Source organism: Patescibacteria group bacterium (assembly GCA_018896215.1).
In the GTDB taxonomy this organism is placed as follows: domain Bacteria; phylum Patescibacteriota; class WWE3; order 0-14-0-20-40-13; family 0-14-0-20-40-13; genus JAHINB01.
Genome location: JAHINB010000006.1, coordinates 48,764 through 67,492 on the forward strand (window position 1 = coordinate 48,764; position 18,729 = coordinate 67,492).

General features: G+C 37.0%; 15 protein-coding genes. 4 read left to right on the top strand and 11 right to left on the bottom strand.

Annotation, left to right across the window (positions count from 1 at the left end):
• Window positions 1-304: 304 nt before the first annotated feature.
• From KKF75_01305 to KKF75_01325, 5 genes are read right to left on the bottom strand one after another with little or no spacing between them, the layout of a single operon-like run.
• Window positions 305-3,976 (bottom strand): hypothetical protein, encoded by a 3,672-nt coding sequence (locus KKF75_01305; GenBank protein ID MBU4380842.1) that lies wholly within the window; start codon window positions 3,974-3,976, stop codon window positions 305-307.
• Window positions 3,977-4,007: 31 nt separating this feature from the next.
• Window positions 4,008-6,275 (bottom strand): hypothetical protein, encoded by a 2,268-nt coding sequence (locus KKF75_01310; GenBank protein ID MBU4380843.1) that lies wholly within the window; start codon window positions 6,273-6,275, stop codon window positions 4,008-4,010.
• Between the two features lie 4 nt (window positions 6,276-6,279).
• Complete coding sequence (locus KKF75_01315; protein ID MBU4380844.1) at window positions 6,280-7,323, bottom strand: glycosyltransferase; 1,044 nt, start codon at window positions 7,321-7,323, stop codon at window positions 6,280-6,282.
• Window positions 7,310-8,221: a dTDP-4-dehydrorhamnose reductase gene (gene rfbD, locus KKF75_01320; protein ID MBU4380845.1), complete on the bottom strand. Its 912-nt coding sequence runs from the start codon at window positions 8,219-8,221 to the stop codon at window positions 7,310-7,312. The genes KKF75_01315 and rfbD overlap by 14 nt, the downstream gene beginning before the upstream one ends.
• Window positions 8,222-8,252: 31 nt before the next feature.
• Window positions 8,253-9,116 (bottom strand): FkbM family methyltransferase, encoded by an 864-nt coding sequence (locus KKF75_01325; GenBank protein MBU4380846.1) that lies wholly within the window; start codon window positions 9,114-9,116, stop codon window positions 8,253-8,255.
• Window positions 9,117-9,210: 94 nt separating this feature from the next.
• On the opposite strand from KKF75_01325, the gene KKF75_01330 reads away from it, so the two are divergent.
• From KKF75_01330 to KKF75_01345, 4 genes are read left to right on the top strand one after another with little or no spacing between them, the layout of a single operon-like run.
• Window positions 9,211-11,526 (top strand): YfhO family protein, encoded by a 2,316-nt coding sequence (locus tag KKF75_01330; protein MBU4380847.1) that lies wholly within the window; start codon window positions 9,211-9,213, stop codon window positions 11,524-11,526.
• Window positions 11,510-12,247, top strand: a complete 738-nt coding sequence (locus KKF75_01335) for a class I SAM-dependent methyltransferase (GenBank protein MBU4380848.1) — start codon at window positions 11,510-11,512, stop codon at window positions 12,245-12,247. Before KKF75_01330 ends, KKF75_01335 begins: the two co-directional genes overlap by 17 nt.
• 21 nt (window positions 12,248-12,268) lie before the next feature.
• On the top strand, window positions 12,269-12,763 hold the full coding sequence (locus KKF75_01340) for a class I SAM-dependent methyltransferase (GenBank protein ID MBU4380849.1): 495 nt from the start codon (window positions 12,269-12,271) through the stop codon (window positions 12,761-12,763).
• Complete coding sequence (locus KKF75_01345) at window positions 12,726-13,925, top strand: hypothetical protein (GenBank protein ID MBU4380850.1); 1,200 nt, start codon at window positions 12,726-12,728, stop codon at window positions 13,923-13,925. The genes KKF75_01340 and KKF75_01345 overlap by 38 nt, the downstream gene beginning before the upstream one ends.
• A gap of 65 nt (window positions 13,926-13,990) precedes the next feature.
• Here KKF75_01345 and KKF75_01350 read toward each other — a convergent pair whose 3' ends face one another.
• From KKF75_01350 to KKF75_01375, 6 genes are all read right to left on the bottom strand, one after another.
• Complete coding sequence (locus KKF75_01350; protein ID MBU4380851.1) at window positions 13,991-14,536, bottom strand: hypothetical protein; 546 nt, start codon at window positions 14,534-14,536, stop codon at window positions 13,991-13,993.
• A 359-nt stretch (window positions 14,537-14,895) separates the two neighbouring features.
• Window positions 14,896-15,369: an NUDIX domain-containing protein gene (locus KKF75_01355; GenBank protein MBU4380852.1), complete on the bottom strand. Its 474-nt coding sequence runs from the start codon at window positions 15,367-15,369 to the stop codon at window positions 14,896-14,898.
• Window positions 15,370-15,462: 93 nt separating this feature from the next.
• Window positions 15,463-15,984: a hypothetical protein gene (locus KKF75_01360; protein ID MBU4380853.1), complete on the bottom strand. Its 522-nt coding sequence runs from the start codon at window positions 15,982-15,984 to the stop codon at window positions 15,463-15,465.
• Window positions 15,985-16,002: 18 nt separating this feature from the next.
• Entirely contained in the window at window positions 16,003-17,328 is a 1,326-nt protein-coding gene (gene rfbH, locus KKF75_01365) for a lipopolysaccharide biosynthesis protein RfbH (protein MBU4380854.1), read from the bottom strand.
• Complete coding sequence (locus KKF75_01370) at window positions 17,321-18,205, bottom strand: NAD-dependent epimerase/dehydratase family protein (protein ID MBU4380855.1); 885 nt, start codon at window positions 18,203-18,205, stop codon at window positions 17,321-17,323. The genes rfbH and KKF75_01370 overlap by 8 nt, the downstream gene beginning before the upstream one ends.
• 5 nt (window positions 18,206-18,210) lie before the next feature.
• On the bottom strand, window positions 18,211-18,729 hold a 519-nt coding region (locus tag KKF75_01375), incomplete at its 5' end, for a hypothetical protein (protein ID MBU4380856.1).

Here is an 18,729-nt window from a genome sequence, read left to right on the forward strand (position 1 = left end):
GCCCAAATAGAAATTTTCTCGGCGACAGTTTCAAGACTAAGAAACTTAAGCGGCAGCACCAAAGACAGTAATACTATTGAAAGCATCAGGTACCAATCATGTTTTCGTGTATACACCAATTCGCACAGTAACCACAAAACCATTAAGGGAAAAAATACAAACGAATAAACAAACTCTAGCAATACCATATCCATCAAAACACCCAGCATGAACAGGAAAAGCAACATAACCTTGTTTTTTACCAGGAATTTCTTAAGGAGCTTCAGCAATCTTGCAACTTTTAATTTTAATTTAAGAATTATCTTCATGACAAACTATGAACTCTAATAGCAGTGATAAATTTAAACATTCGTGCCGTTATAAAATATATCGTGGCTACCAAAAATGTGCTCAAACTCAAAATAACACAAATCCTAAAAATCCTTTGTGGGTAAAACTCGATGACTAATGTATAACTTTCTTTATTATCTGCATCCTCGGGACTTACATGCCACAGATTTGCATATCCATTAACAATATCATGACTAGAATTAGAAATAAGTTTTGTCCCATCCAGATACATTCTCCAACCACGATTGTAACTCTCACTAAAAATTAAATCGTAAGGATCGGTTACTCCTGAAACACTAACCTTGTACTTAGTCGAATTTATCTTAGAAAACACTATGTTAGGAACAGTTGGGGTCGTATCTAGCGACTTATTCCCCCCTTTCTTAACTACAATGATGGGTTCTAACACCTCCTCTACACTAATATTCTTTACCCTTACATGGGAAGCCTTCCGAGCATACGGGTAGGCATAAATGTAAAATAGCGCCGACTTAGCATCGTTACTTGCCCTAAAAATCTTTTTGTAACTACGCCAACAATTGGACTCTCCAGATCTATCCAAACAGCTCTGATCTAATTCAGCCTTGACTAAAACTTTAGTCAAAAGCAACTGACTATTAGAGATTGGGGTTTGAACTGGGGAATTTGATTCAATAATAGCTATGCCCAAGCCTCCCGAATCAGTCGAATACTCAAAAGATACCGAATATTTCTTACCACTCTCAAAATTTTCCAATGGTTTGTAATGTATCATGTCGTCCCACAAAACTAGGCTAGATTCTATTTCCCTAGGACGAGCGATATCTGAACCAAGCACATAATAACCCGGAAAAATGTTTTGCATAACAAAATCTGCACTTGAACTATCTAAAGTAGCGAAGTTCGGAACCAACCACCCGCCAGAACCAATTAAATTCTTACCTTTAGGGAGCGATAAATTTACAATATAATTTTTGCCTTTTTGAAATGTGGTAATACCATCGTAATACCAACCTTTTATCTCATCCTTTTGGTTTTTGACCTCCGTGTATTCCAAATCAGCAATTTTGACTTTTGGCAAAATTAGTTTTGCCAAAACACTATCACCAACATAAACACTGTACCTCCCATCTTCCGGAACTTTAAAAGTGTAACAGTAATCGCCACAATCGGGGGTCGAGACCTCGTAAATCCAAGCAACAAAGTTTTTATATAGAACTCTAGGATCTTTGCTGTTACCAAAAGTATATTCAGAAAGAGGAATGGTTGCGTTGGATCTCTCAACATACATTAACACCTTACCCACCATTCCCCAAAAATCCCCCTCACTTTCATCGTCATTCATTATTTTTTCCTTTGGAACATTTTTAAGCACCTCCATTGATTGATCTACCAGATTCGCATAATCCCTAACAAGTTGTTCCTCTAATTGTGGGGGTACTCTATACTTAGCTATCTCCGCAGCTCTTTTTGCAGCAAGCCAAAGTAACAAGTCCGCCTTATCAAGGGGGTTTTTGGGGATAGCTTTTTCTATATCTTCCTTTACCTGCACAAATTTGTACTTAAAATCTGTGGGATTCGTGTTAACCACAACCGGCCAAGCCCAACCCTCTTTCCATGTTAAATTTTCCAAGGAAAACCGCGAAAACTTTCTAGTACCAAAAATTACTCTATCTGCGGATTCTCTCAAAGGTGATTCATCAACCTTCTCTGTATCTTTTATAAAAACCCCAATACCCTTTGCATAATTAGATGTACTCAAAACATAGGGTAACTCTTGAATAGTTGACCACGAATATACGAGATCTTTCGGAATGTAAAACTTCGGCAATTTATTATCTTCTGGAACCTTATACAGAACTAAAGCGGGTCTCCCTGTAAGTTCGGCATAGAGCTCTTCTCTTAAAGAAGTATTTGCTTCTCCGTTAGGTATTTTTAAAAGATACTTTGGGTCAAATTCGCCAAACTCTTGGATCTTTTCAACACCTAACTTATTAATTGCTAAATCATTTTGACTGGGTGGCAGAGTCAACTCCCCCGAATACCTCCAGTCTAAATCATTCTCTTGCAATATATAATCAACAGATAACAATGCGAGATAATTCTTAGGCAAGTCCGCAACCCGAAATATATTATCTATAACTTCACCCGCTTCGGAACCTGAAGCAATGGGGTTTCTCAAAACACTGTTTCCCCCATCCACAAAGTTTACCGCTATGTCATCGGCTGATGAAAATCCATAAATCCAATTCCAAGCTCCACCATAATAGGATTTTGGGGTAGTTAGTATTCGAGCATCTTTTAAATTATCGTGAGTAAATTTTTCAAATTCTTTCCAGTATGTTGGTATATTTATCCTTGAAGTTCTAACGCTCCCATTCCACTTAGACCACACATGCTCGCCCAAAAGAACTGGTTTTGCGTTCATAAGAACTAACAACAAAACGAACATAAATAATCCAAATTTCCACTTTCCCTGAAAACGCTTTTCAATATTTGTGAGTGCTACATAAAATAAAACCGAGAAGGATAGCACATACAATTCACCGAATTTTGTAAAAGGTTCTCTAAAAATCTTGAATCCGGGAAAGTAATTAAACAACAAGGTGTAAACGAAACCAAAAGGCGAACGAGACCCCCCTACCAAAAACAGGGAGAGCAAAAATAGAGCAATAAAAAAGATTTGGGGTTTTCTTGAACTCACTTTTTGTCCAAAAGACAAAGCGATCGTAAAAATAACCAATGCATAGCTAAAAAAGAAAATGGTTGGCTTGTCATACCAATCATGAAATGGGTAATAATCGTATAGAAAGTGTTTGCCGTACCAACCCCACTGCCCAATGAATCTAAAATTCTGATACAAGTGCCCCACCGATGAAGCAGAAAACCACCCGCTCTTAAAAACCCTATTTGCATTTTCCATATAATAATAAAGCATAGGTGTTACCCACCACAAATTTACCAAAATAAAGGCGATGTAATAACTTAATACATTTAAAACCCTCGCTCTATGCATATTCTTTATTGATAAAACTAGATACAAAGCCTGGGGAATAAATATGGTCACAGACAAAGCAGGATTTGAATTTATGGGAGTGAAAATCACCGATAACACCAGTAACTTAAATATGTAAGAAAAACTAAAACTTTTACTTTCTACCAACTTAATAAAATAATATAAAGAAAGTGGAAGATATGCCCCATACATTAAAGGAAAAAATGAAAATGGATTCAAAGATCCAAATGCGTTAAATGAAAAAAGCACCGTTGCAGGAAGAAGCGCAAATACGGAAAATTTCCGGGAGAATAATCTCGTTAATTTGTAGAAACCCACGAACCCAAAAAAATACAAACAGAAAATCAACAGCCTTTGAAGAACAGCCGTTGATAGAAAGCTAAACAGTGTTGAATAGAGGGGAAATCCCAATAAGTTTGGGGTTGCGTTGTTTATACCCCCTAAAGGAATAGCGGTATCCCAAATGTATAAGTTAAATGCCCTCTTTCCCAATTGTAAGTATGTGTAATTATCTCCACTAGCCAACAGTTCGACATCACCAAACAGAATGTATACATAAACTGCTTCCAAGATTGCAATACAAAGAAAAAATAGCACTTCGGGTCTAAAAGCAAGTTGTTTAATTTTTGGAATACCCATTTTTATCACCATATGTATGGGTAACTCCCCTGACTAAAAATAATTAATCACTATAAAAAACCCGAAATTGTAGACCGGGAATATTCTTCTCTTCCGTAGCTACACCAAAATCACCAGGTATCATAGTACTTTTGGCTTCTATTGTGGCCGTCTTGGTGTCTGGATTCCAAGAAAGTGTGCTGATATTTGAAAAAACCTTCTGAATATTGTCCACATTTTCTGGCAATCCCTCAACCCTAATTCTGTAAGTACCCTTAAAAAATACCCTAAATCTGGTGCTATGACAATACAAGCCTGCTGTTCTGGCCCCAATTCCAATGTCGCTGGGAGGCTCAACTTTCTTGCCATCGGATACATACTTCGTATCGGGGTAGGAGTAGCAAGGAGGAAACATATAACCATCCTTTAAGGTAGCCATATTAAAGGTTAGCGACTTCGGAAAAAAGTAATGAGACATGTCTTTAAACCCCACACTGTAATTTAAACTAATATTGGAAACCCGTTCTTTAAGTTTAACAACCGCATACTGAGTTTCCAAAAGAGAATCTATTTCCGGATTCCATGTAATTCCAAGCACCTTCCAAGCAAAATACTTTGTTATGTGCATATAAAATGCACCAAAAGTTGGAAATCGGTAAAAAATTTTCTCCATATACTTATCAATAAACGCCCTCTGGTTGTGGGTTCCTAAATCAACATTTTTCGTCGTATAAACCAAACCAATGTTCCAATAAGGCCAAAGAACATAACGCACATCCTTGTTCTTTTCCTCCGTGATTTTTTCCAAAGAGTCACTTCCTATAGTTTTTGGTGTGTAACCAGTAAACCACATCATCTTTTGAATCATTTCCTCTTTCGCAATGCCCAAATCAGAGGCTAGCTTCTCTGTATCAATATAGGTTAACGGAAAATTTCCCTTTTCTGGAAAATCCGTTCTTATCATGTCGACAGTAATTAACACTCTTAGAGAGGTAGTAATCAGGAAAATTCCAAGGAAACCAAAGAGAACCTTCTTTAGAGACCATCTTTTCAGAGGATCTAGAATCAGAACAGCTTTTTCTAATACCATGGATAAGAGCATTATTCCCAAAAATCCTATCGGGACCCCCCATCTGGACCAGTGAACAACTCGCATGGAAACCCCTAAATAGTAAAACACCAGCGATAGCGCTAGAACAAGTCCTGTGTAAGGATACAGATCCCCTTCAAAAATACTTCTTATGTTAACTTTTTGTAGCATTTTATTAAAAATCTTTCTTAAATCGTTTTTCTTAACGAGAATAAAAAGTAAAAGAACTAGTACGACAGCCACAAGGGCTGATAGTCCCAAATATTCAGCAAAAAAATCATATATATAAACCTTCCAACTCCCAAAGGATTGACTCGGATAATCAAAATCAAACTGCGTACTGTGAACAGTTGCTTTCTTTACCCCATACCAAAATCTAATGTAATCAAAAGGCTTAGGCATAAAAATCACCCAAAGAAGAATCCCGCCAAAAAAAATCCCAGCGGTGTAAAGGACAGATTTGTATAGATAATTTATGCTAAAAGAGGTGTGTTTCTGTCGCGACCATAAAAATGAATTTACTGTTGTGATGGAAAAAATTGGAAGAAACAAGAATAAAGACTTTAAATTGGTAAAAGAGCCCAAAAACAAAAATGCGAGATTAATCACAAAAGTTTTGGCAACCGATGCCTTGCTTTTTTGTAACCAGAAAGAGATGATAAGATAATTCAAAAAAACTATTACCATCATCGAGTCAGAATTTATCCTAATAAATCTCTCCAAAATTCCTGGGGATGCGAAATACAGAACACTAAAAAAGACTGAGCGCAATTTAATTTTGCTATCGTTCTTTTGCAAGACAATAAGTCCTAAGATATAGGCCAAAATATAGAGGATGAATCCAAACCAATGACCCCAAAAGTATGTGGCCAACGAGGGATCGCCTTGGGGAAAATTTACCCCTGAGCTAGTAACTAGATTTATAAAAGAAAAAAACCCCGCAAGCAAATATTCGGTTAAAGCGACATGAATATAATTGTGAAGTTCTTGACCAGCCATTATAGTAAAAGCATTAAAATAAAACTGATATTCGTCGGAGTGAGCCATAGTTCTGGATACTATAGGGATGGTGATGATAAGACCAAAGACAAAAACTAAAATCAAAGGAATAATAAGTAGGTTTGCTAATAAACTCCTTTTAACAAACAAGTATATCTCCCTAACGGTAGCGTTTTTTCTTAAGTATTTCCAAAACTCTATTATTTTTTTTCTAGCAACATTTATTATTGTTAATATTTTCATAGGTTTATTTTGTAACTTTAGGAACACCTAATTCTAAAAAAGCAAGTATTTTGTGGGGTAAAAAGTACATATTTTTCATAACTTCTATATCACCAACGGTACGAATCTGCTGAATCTGCTTTCTCTTACTAAATGTGCTTTTTATATTTTTAATATTCCATACATACGCCCTAAAGTATGAATTGTAGGCAGAAGAAGCCTGTCCAGTTAGAACCAAAGCCACAGCCTCAACTATATTAATACAAAAATAGTATAGCAAAATCCACCAAACATTCCAAACAGAATAATTTTTTAGGATATTTCGAATAATATTCCTTTCGGCCAAAAATCTTCTCTTAGAGTTGGTAACATATTTTTCTTTGGGATTTGGATACCCACCAATACCAACGCTACCACCACTAAAATGGTAGATAACAGAATCAAAAACTGGAATCACAGACATCCCCATTAAGTGAGCTTTCCATGAGAGATCTACATCTTCGGCAAACAAAAAAGTGACTTCGTCCATCATTCCAATTTTAATGTAGTTCTCTCGTTTCATAAAAACACTAGTCCCATCAGCATAAAAGATTTTTTTTAACCTTTTTTTACCATCCCTGCTATAAGTTCTTGCAGGATATCCAAAAATGTCAGCTGCGATCCCGCAGCTAATAAATTCTTTGCCATCGTAGGTCATTTGTCTTGCGGTATATATTTGTTCGTCATCTTTTTCCGCAGCTTTAACGAGCAGTTCCACACATTTCGGATCAGTCCAAGTATCGGGACCTAAAAGAAATATATATTTTCCGGTCGCATTTAAAACTCCAAGATTGTTTCCAGCCGCACAACCCGCATTTGTGGGAGACACCACTACCTGACCTCTTTTAATTCTTTTTTGGGCGTCAACAACTGTATTATCTGGAGATAAACTATCCACAAAAATTACCTCAATATTTGGGTAGGATTGATTATTAACAGAATCAAAATATTTTTGATTAAATCTTTCGTTTTTATAGGCTGTGGTGACAATAGAAACCAGTGGCTCTTTAAATTTTCTATCTTTTGGCATTTCTAAATTTTAACATTTTGTTTAAGTACGACTCTAAAGCTATTTCCCAATTTCTCATAACTTTAAGACCCAATTTATGAATTTTCTGATTAATAGCGACCTCAAAAGGCGGTCGTGGTGCATAATAATTCTTGGCAAAAAAATCGGAGGTGACCTCCGTCAGCTTAACATGACTAAAATCAAAAAATTCAATTATCTTTTCTGCTACATCGTAACGAGAACAATTTCCTTCGCTAACCATATGATAAAGTCCCGAATCGGCTACGCGCAACATTTTTACAATACCCTTAGAAAAATCCTCGGTGTATGTAGGACAACCAAACATATCAGTAAGAGCGTATAACTCGGTCTTCCCTTGATCAACTTGATCCAAAATCTTTTTAACAAACTTTTTATCTCTGTCAAAACCACCCATCATCCAACCCGCTCTAAAAATGTGATAATTCCCTTTTAATATTCTCTGTACCGAAAGATCACCTTGGTGCTTGGCCTTTCCATAAACATTTACTGGGTTGGGTTTATCTTCTTCGGTATAAGGGATTTTTTTTGTCCCATCAAAAACTCCAGCGGTACTGATATGAACCATTGGGATACCGTATTTTTTGCAGACTAAAGCTACATTTTCGGCTCCTTGGGCATTAGTTTCGTAAGCTTCGTTGGAATGGGATTCACAATATTCAACATCTGTAAGTGCTGCAAAATTAAAAATATAATCGGGTTTTATTTTTTTAGCCAGCAAAGATATGGAATTTTTATCTCTTACATCCAACCTTTGCGTCCAAGGGTCTAGGGGTTTAAGATCCGTGGAAACAATATCAAACAAATTTTTAAAGGTACTATAAAAGGTTGTGCCTAACATACCAGAAGCACCAGTTATTAGGATACGATTTTTTTTCATAAAACAAGAAATACCACTAAAGCTACGGGGGCTAGTCTAACATAATATTTCGAAACAGAAAATCCCCAACTGTTATAGGTCCATAACCTTTATCGGTAAAATTTCTAAAATAAACCAACTGAAAATTAAATTTATCGCTATACAACAAAGAGTTGATTTGGCTAAAGGTGTAATTATTGTTATCTTCTAAACTTATCTCTATATGTAAATACTTTGTTTTGATAAGAGTCTTTTGAGCCCCTCTTAAAACATGAGCCTCGTAACCTTCGGTGTCAATTTTTAAAAGGTCAATGACCCTAATTTTTTCTTGAAGACACCAGTTATCCAAAGTTGTGGATCGCACTTTAACAGTTTTACCACTATCCTTTGCATCCCTATCAATAACATGACTAACGGCGGACTCTTGATCCTTAAAACTCATAGAAACCATTCCATCCTTATCTGAAATAGCAACACCATATACTTTGTCAAGGTTAGAAGTGAGGTTTGCTTTAAGATTTGTAAAAATCTGCGGGACAGGCTCTATAGCATAAATTTGCGCTTTTGGATAAAGTTCTCGTAGCATCATAGAAAAAAACCCTACATTAGCACCAATATCAACAATTGTATTTGCCGTCTTTGAACCCGCATCGCGCAACATTCTTTGTTGCCTCACTAACATACTTTGATACCCTGCAATTCCATAAGGGGAATCGTAAAAAATCCTTTTTCCAAAAAGATTGGTGTAATTCTCCCCAAAGACAAATTTTTTTATTCCTGATGAAAGCAAAAATAACTCCCAGTATTTTTTAAAAAGAAATTCTATTTTCTTAGAAAATTCCCAATGACAAACTGCAAACATCCCCAAATCAAGTTCAATTGAGGATTTAACAAACCAAAACATTCCTTTTATCATTTCAAATAAGGCTTACGCTCAAAAAATATTCCTTTTAATTTTTCGTATTTTATGCCAATATCTTCCAAGAACAATTTAGACTACAATTTTAATTATGACAAGCAACAAAAAGGCATTGGTTGGGATTCTGTTCTTTATTCTTTTAATCTTTGTCCGAAATATCGCTCTTTGGTCCCAAGAGCAAACATTCATCTTTGCTGATACTGCCATCTACGCTTTACAGCTTTCCGCATTTTCCCAAAATATCACAAGTATCTTTTCGCAACACTCGAGCTTTTTAGGATGGAACCCTAATTATCTCTCTACTGGTATTCCAACCTTGTCTGTAGTCGACTTTGGTTACCTGTATCCACCAGACTTTGTCATAGCTTTAATTTCTAAAATTTTCGGAAATAGTTTACTGGTTTTTCCTTTTACCACCTTGCTTGCTTATTTACATCTGGCATTTGGAGCATTTTTTGTTTACAAAATATTAAAAGATTATTTTAAACTCGAAAATTATTCTAGTCTTTTTGGGGGACTTCTTTGGGTTATTACGGGTTACAATCTGGAATATTTAGCTGCAACCTCTGTTCTTTACGCTGGAAGTTATCTTCCTGTCTGTTTTTATCTAAATCTTAAAAGGAAAGAGAAAGATGAATTTAGATACTTTTTTTTGTTCTACCTACTTTTAGCCTTTAGCTTTTTAGCCGGATACCCCATGCCTTCAGTTCTTATAGTCTTGACAGTAACCACATACAATATATTAACAGGTGACAAGATTAAGTACACACTCATTTCCGTAATCAAGGATAACCTAAGAGGGCTGTTTTTAATAACTTTTCCATTGATCTCGCCACTCTACTTTTCGGCTATTGCCAATTTCCCCCAAAGTGTTCGAGGTACTGTTTTAACTTTGGAGGGTTTTATAAGCAACCCCATAAAAATATTTAATCTCGCGGAAGGGATTTTGCCAGTTAATACGCTTTTTAATACAGCAAGCTCCACAAACATTGTTCACCTCTCTTTGAGCACCGTTGTTTTAATAATTCTTTTACAAGCAAAAAACAAAGGGGAAGTTTTTAGAGATAAAAGACTTTTGTCCTTACTGGCACTTGCTATTTTTGGAGCAATTTTGTCCGCGGGAGGAACAACTTATTTTCCGACTTTAATTTATCTAACAACTCCAATCATTAGTTTTTTTAGAAGGCTTGCTGTATTTTCTTTAATCCCAGGATTTGCGGTTTGTTTAATTGCCCCCTTTTATATTAAAAACGCCCTTGGTCAGAGAGGAATATCCCAGCCTTTGGGATTTGGGATTAAAATCTTTGCCATCCTGGCTCTTGTAACACAAGCCTATAAAATTGCCTTTATAGGAAAAGTGGAGATTCTAAATTATCCGGCGCTGGTTCAAAACCTAAGCATTATTTTTGTGATTGGAATGCTCTCTGTACTCTCTTTTATTGTTTATCATAAGAATAAAAGAATTGGTTTTGCCATTCTTGGTTTTGCCTTAATAGTTGAATCTGGAACTCTTGTTGCCAGTAAAGTTTACCTAAATTCTAAAACAAACCCCGAGGCGGTTTTCCAACCGAACGAGCTTACAAATTATTTAAAAGAGAATACTAAACCAGGAGAGCGCGTTGATATGTTATTTACACAGCATAGCTATAGTACAGACTACCTAGGATTGGAACAAACGGCGGGATACATGTCATTAGCAAGCGAGTATGGTGTTAGAATAAATGAGCTTTTGCCTTTGCCCCAAAGCCAGTACGACTCCAAAAGCTTAAGGGACATTTTAGGAGTTAAATATATTGTAAGAAAAGGAGATTGGGAAGACACCAATCTAAAAAAAGTTGCCGAAATTAAGCAAAACCCTCTAAAACCTAACTTTTACTCATTTGATTATAATTCGCTTTCTTGGTGGCCAGATCCTGTGGACACTTATTATAGTGTTTATCAGAACCCCACGGCACTTCCAAGATTGTACTTAGCATCAAATATTATTCCAACAGCAAGACAATCAAAATATCTTTTGCCCTATTTCGAAAAGCTAGAAGATCCAAAAACCGTTTTTCTTGAAGCAGATAAATTACAACCAGGAAAAATTTCACCCGAGGGGGAAGTTGTCATAAAGGATTATCAAAGAAACTACATCAAAGCCGAGGTGACAGCAGAGAAACAAACATTCCTCGCCAATTCCACAGGTTTTTATCCTGGCTGGAAGGCAAGGATTAACGGAACAAAGGTTGCCCCAATTCGCACTAATTGGTTCATGATGGGAGTATACCTGCCGGCGGGAGAAAACACAGTTGAGTTTATTTATACCCCTTACGAGGCAAACATTGGTCTGTTGTACATAATATTAGCAACAACATATTGGTTTTTTTCCAGAATTCTTAGACATAAATATGAACAAACTTTATGAATCAAAATACCATAGATTAGAAACTAATTACTGGTTGTTTATAGCACGAAGAGATGCGGTTATAAATTTAATTAAAAAGGTTGATATAGGTAAAACTGATAAAATTTTAGATATTGGTTGCTCCGGTGGTCCTCTCATAAATTTACTAAAAGAAAATGGGTTTATGAATATTTATGGAATCGACATTAGTGTGGACGCAATCAATTTATGTAAAAAAAGAGGCATAAATAATGTAACGGTTATGGATGGCACAAAAACACTATATAAAGATGGGGAATTTGACACAATAATAGCTTCTGATATTTTAGAACATTTAAAGGACGAGGATTCTGCTTTATCTGAATGGTATAGATTACTAAAACCTAATGGTAAATTAATACTATCTGTTCCTGCATTGAATTCTTTGTGGAGCGGTCATGATGAAATTAACGGACATTATAGAAGATATAATAAATCATCGCTAATAAAGAGATTAGAAAAAGCACAATTTAAATTGCACAAAATCTCTTATTGGAACTTTACCCTCTTTTTTCCTATTTATGTACTAAGTATGTTTCAACACCTTTTACCCAAAAATAAAAGCGCCTTAAAAGATCGCTTGTATGAGTTATGTCCCCTAATCAATGGAACATTAGTTGCTTTATTAAAAACAGAGAATTTTTTCTTAAAATATATTAATTATCCGGTTGGAATTAGTATTTTTACGGTATGGAGAAAATAAAACCAGAAGATCCGTCGCCGTATGATTGATACTTCGATGTTTTTAGAAAAATATCTGCAAAATTACCGCTTTAAAATGGCGGCGCCTTATCTAATTGGAGATGTTTTGGATTTTGGCGGCAACAACGGAGAGTTAAAAAGGCTGGTTAAAGGCAAATATCTTGTTGTTAACTACGATCATTCCGTAATGAAAAATGCCCATTGTGACACCATTGTAAGTTTAGCGGTTATTGAGCATATATCAGTTAAAGAAGTATTTAAGATTTTTAAAAAATTTAAAGATATTTTAAATATGAATGGTAGAATTTTTATAACAACCCCAACAAAAATGGCAAAGCCTGTTCTGGAATTTATGACTTTCTTTGGAATTTTTGATAAAGAAAATATGGGTGAGCATAAACACTATTGGAATGAAAAAGATATCCGCTATCTGGCAAAAAAAGCAGGCTTTGCGGTAAAAAAATATAAAAAATTCCAATTTGGATTTAATCAATTGGCTGTTTTTGAGCACAAGTAGTATGGAAGAAAAAGAAATTAAAAATACCATATTTATAGTTACCACCCACATTTTATTTCGCGATATCTATAAACCCAACGAACCTGTGGAGGGTCCGTATACCTCTGTAATTAATGCCCTTAGAGATAAAGCAAAACTTGTTGAAGTTCTAGGATTTCCTTTAATTGGCTACAAACACCCCATTATTTACGGTAAAGAATCCAGCACAAAAATCCTTAAGCTACCAAATTTCTTGGGTGTTATCCCTCCAATCAAATATCTGGTAGACATTGTTTTGACTATCGTACTTTTAACACAAACGCTTATCAAAAATCGCAAGGAAAGTATTATAGTAGTTGGAATTGATCCGCTTTCTTCAATCCCCGCTTTGATACTAAAGCCCATCTTTAGATTTAAGTTTATCTTCTATTGCGTTGATTTTAATGAGAATCGTTTTAAGAACGGTTTAATGCAAGGCATTTATCAGTATTTTGATCGGCTCTCCAGTATTAAAGCCGATCAAGTCTGGGTTGTTTGTGATTCGTTAAAGGAATACAAAAAGAAACACTTTGGGGCAGATTCGATTTACATTCCCAATTCCCCACTCCACGATCCAGCACTTAGCAAAGAAGGGAAAAATAAAAGAACTGGTAATAAATTGGCGTGGACTGGAACTCTTTTAACCGAAAGGCAATTTGGAATCTTTTTTGATGTGGTGGAAAATATCTTAAAAGTTAGACCCGATTTGGAGGTCTATTTGGTTCCCATAAAAGACCACGAAAAGTTTGAAACAATTATTAAAGAAAGAAAATTAAATAATGTCAAGGTGATTCGACTTACAAGTCGCCGAGCCTGGCAAGAATTTGTGGCCACTTGCGATGTGGGACTGGCAGTTTATGACGATAAATTTGGGTCAACAAAATATATTGAGCCACTTAAGATCTGGGATTTTATGCTTTGCGGAGTTCCTTTTATAATTTCCTGTGAGCCTTCTATTGCCAAACCTGTAGTGGATTCTAAAGTCTGTTACCTACTAGGACCCGCCAATAGTTTTCCCAATGAGATGGGATTAAAGAAGTTTTTGGAAAAGGGAAATCTTGATACTTTATTTGAAAAATGTCTTACCTTGTCTCGTGACTTCGCCATAGACAAGCGGATTATCTCATCTCTTAAATCCCTATAAAAAAACAACTGACCGAATGCTCTGGAAGAGTGAACTACCTCTATCACAAAACATCCGGTCACAGCCTAAAGCGGTATACTTTCGTGTCTCCTCCTCGCCATCTCCTCGTACTTCACCACCGCCATTTTGTTGAGCACGACTTCGTGCTCAATCAGATTGGCGGGGAGATTCGACACCGAATGCCAATTCCCAGGGACATTGGGTGTTTCGGTTGTCTCGCAGATCAAGACTACCGAAATTTCCTTCCCTCGGGGGGTGTCGGTGAGGATTACACCAGCCAAATGGGGCTCTGTCGCGTATTCAACACCACCCAGCTCCCCATTTTTCACCCGAGCGATAGCATCAGGAAAGAACCCGGGTTTGTCGGTCCACCTCACCATCGACCCCGGGTGATGCACCTTGTCGTGGTAGATCTTGTCTTCCCGAGGTGTCAGGAAGACCTCTACCACGGCCTCCGTTCGGCGAAGTATCACCTGATAAACCGCCGTGAGAGCCGTAATCCGGTTAACAGAGTTGTAGAACCTCTCCGTCCAAGGCTGGGCAACTTTCCCCAGCAAGCCAATCAGCGTTTCTTCTTCACCAGCAGTCAAACCACCGGTAATCGTAGCCATGAAAAACTCCTTTCCTGAGTGAGTTTGCTACATTCTAGAACTGCGGTAATTATATCATAAACTATAGGTATAAGTCAAAATTGGGGTGTTATTTTTTTATTCTTTTTTGTAAGAATCCAAGACTTTGGCTATAAGAATGTAGTGGTGGGGAACAAGATTTTCGGGAAGATTACTAGTATTATAAAACTTGCCAACTTTGGGCTCTTGATCTATTTAAAATCACTAAACGAAACCTTAAATAAAATCCCTATTATAAAATCATTTTCTGCATTCCATGTATTTTTGTGCAGAAAATAAAGCGACCGAATGTTTTGGAAGAGTGAAATACCTCTAGCACAAAACATCCGGTCGTAGCGCTTTTACATCTCCACACTTCGTCCCCTCACCACCGACTTCAAGCATTGCTCTATGATGGTGATATGGTGCGAAATCATTGGTGCTGGAAGAGCGGTTATCGGAAAGAGATGCGCATTCTCGGTTTCCGTGAGGGGGATTGTACTCAAATCCAACACCATAGGGATGTGGACTAGGTGACCCCGCACTTCGTGCGGATTGTTTAGAACCAGACCAGAAAATGTGACGGGAATCCCAGAAATGTCCCATCTCAATTCCTTTACAGAAATGCGTCGTACGCACTCTTCAAATGTCTCATTTTTGAGAAGGAAACCTCCGGGCAGATGCCACATACCCGCATAGGACTGATCCTTCCCAGAGATCTCTCTCTTGATCAGCCAAATCCTCTCCCCGCTCACTACGAGGAGATCAACGACTGGCCATGGGACGACTTCCATGACCTCTAACCACCTGTCGTACGGAATAGTTTTTCCTGGCATTCTTAACCTCCGTGGTAGTTTGTCCTGTGTATTGAAGTATCGATATTATAACATAGCAACAAAGAAAAAGCTATAGGATAGATAGATAGGGGTTTATTGCTTTTTGTAGTAATCTAACACCTTGGCAATAACAATATAGTGGTGCGGGAGGAGATTTTCTGGTAGATTTCGTACATCGTAAAATTTGCCAGTTTTAGGTTCTTTTTCAACTTCACAAAGGAAAACCAACGAGTTTTCTGGTCCGCGACTGGTATGGAAATAATATGATCCGACAAATTCTGGCGGAAAGACAAAATTGACCCCCAATTCGTTTTTTTGCACCCTTTCAAAAGCATCTTGATAAGACCCTGGTCTATCGGAGGCTCTTAGAATTGTCCCGGGAGAATGGAGCATATTAGGGTAGTATGCATCGGTCGGAGGGCGCTTAGCCAAAAAAACCTCAACTTTGCCCTGTTTTCTTCTTAAAATTACAGTTTCTATGGCAACTAGCACAAACTTAGCAGCCACAGCATTGTAGACGGGAGTTGGCATCTTGGGACCAACTTTATCTAACAAACTTACAAGCTTTTTTTCTTCGGTTTCGCTCAAGTTATCTGCGATGCTAAACAATTCCATAGGCAGTATTAAAATTCTTTAGAACCTCTTTAGAAACTCGTTAATCTTACCAGCCATATAGTCAATGTGACGATTGTCTAGTTTAGGATAAACTCCCAAAAAGAAGGTGTTGTAAAGAATTCTATCAGAATTTTCTAGGTTGCCTACAATTCTCATATTTATGCCACGATAAGCCGGTTGCTTAGTAAGGTTGCCACCAAACAGCGTTCGGGTTTGGATTTTGTTTTCTTCCAAAAACCTTGTGATCTCTAGTCGATCAAATTTGGCATCGTCTTTAATTGTAAGTGGATAGGCAAACCAAGAAGGTTTCGCGCCTGTTGTGGCTTTTGGCAAGACAAAAAATCTTTCCCATCTACCTTCTTTGGCATGATAAGCAAATCTTGCAAAATTTTTCCTTCTTATTCTTGTAAATTCGTTAAGTCTTTTAAGTTGAATTACCCCCATAGCAGCCTGTGGCTCAATAGGCTTTAAATTATAACCAATCTGACTAAAAATATACTTGTGGTCGTAGGGCTTCCCGCCAATCTTGTAATTAAACCTAGCATTACAGGCACCATATCTTCCTTTTTCGTCTCCCCTGCACCAGCAAGCCCTGCCCCAATCGCGCAACGATCTGGTAATGCGCTCAAAAATACGGTCGTTGTAGTTGACCGCCCCACCTTCCCCCATGGTTAAATGATGCGGAGGATAAAAAGATTGGGTAGAAAGAATACCAAAACTACCAGTCTTTTTTCCTTTATAAATTGACCCCAGAGCATCGCAGTTATCCTCAATTAAAAACAAACCCTTCTCTTTACAAAAATTGACCAGCAAATCCATATCGTGAGGGTTTCCTAAAGTATGAGCCAAAAAAACCGCTTTGGTTTTACTAGATGTTGCATGTTGTAAATCCTCTATCTTTATAGAATATGTTCCCAGGTTAACATCCATAAAAACTGGTACTAACCCCAATTGAATTATTGGATTAACGGTTGTAGGAAAACCACAGGCAAGAGTAATAACTTCATCTCCAGGATGAAGCCTCTCTGGAAACATGGGAGACATTAAAGAAGCTACAGATAGTAAATTAGAACTGGAGCCAGAGTTTGTAATAATACTGCCTGTTGCTCCAATATACTTTGCCAGCCCCCTTTCAAAATCTTCGGCAAATTGACCCAAACCAAACCAACCATCTAACCAAGTAGAAATAACATTGTTAACCTCTTTATCATCAAAAACCGATCCGGCGTATTGGATAAACGACTTTCCGGGAATAAACTCGCTATCTTCTTGCTTTTTTATTTTAAAAATTTCTTGAACTATCTTTTTTATTTGTAATCTTAATTCTTTTTCTTTTTTATCCATTTTTAAACCAATTGATAGTTTTTAATAATCCATTCTCTAAAGAATTTTCGGGTTGCCACCCCAAAATCTCTTTGGCTCTTGCGATACTGGATAGCATCATATCTGCCTCCCCAACTCTATCTGGAAACACTCCAAGATTTATGGTTGATTTGCTTTTACACAGCTCTACAATTTTCCTCGCTAAATACTCTAATTTGTAAGATTTACCCCCACCTAAATTAAATTCCAAACCCAAAGCCTTTTTTGACAGCGCAATTTTTACCAGCCCACTCACGGCATCTTCCACAAAAATATAATCTCTTTCTTTTTGACCAGAATTTAGATCGATATTTTCTCCCCGTAAGGCTTTGTTTATTATGGTCGGTATTAATCTAGTATTTTGCTGAAAACTCCCATAGGCAGTTGACATCCGAACGATTGAATAATCTAAATTGCATACGGTTTTGTAATATTTACAAAAACTTTCACCTGCCACTTTAGAAATTGCATAAGGAGAAGGTGGTAAAAGCGGTTGATTTTCTTTGTAGGGTGTTTTGGAATTGCCATAAACCTCTTGGGTGCTCATAAATACAATCTTAGAAACCTTTGCTTGCACACACGCCTCTAGCACATTAAGAGCGCCCTTGATATTAATGTCCACACAGTTTTGAGCGACTTTAAAATCACGCGAGAGGTCTACTAACGCCCCAAGATGAAAAACTACCTCGGGATTAAATTCCAAAAAAGCCCCTTTAATTTGCTCAAAATCCCTTAAATCAACAGTTTCGTCTAGACCGCAAACAGTAGCTCCAAGGGATTCCAAATTATGCACCAGATTTTGACCAACAAACCCACTTGCCCCAGTAACGAGGATTTTTTTACTCTTAAGATTTTCCATGCTCTTTAGAATATAATTTCTTTGTCTTTTTCCAAAACAAACTCTTGGCTTTTGCCATCTATAATAACTTTATAACTGGAATCGTTGAGCCCTGGCTGTTTCTGGATTAAGAGTTTATAGCCGTCTGTTGTACTAGCACTTTTAGGAAGAGTGTATTCCAACGAAAATTCAGCACTTGTTTTTGGAGCAACTTCTATTAGTCCCGAAAAAACTGTTTTCCCAAATTCCTCACCGTTACCTACAAAATCCTTTAACCCTTGGCTTTTGACAATTACTGCGCCTTTGGGAACAAAGATTTGAACAAAATCTTTATACCCTTTATTTAAGACGCTGTTAAAATCCCCAGTATTTTGGTAACTGACTTTTAACTTTGTGGTTAGATTGTCCTCTTTGTTAGAAACTTCATAAGTTGCAGATTGTTTGACATAGAGATTTGCCTTATCCCGCCCAACATTGGCATTAGAAATATACAAATAATCCCCAGAAAATTCTTTAACACGCCCCGCCATATTGTATTTTTCTAA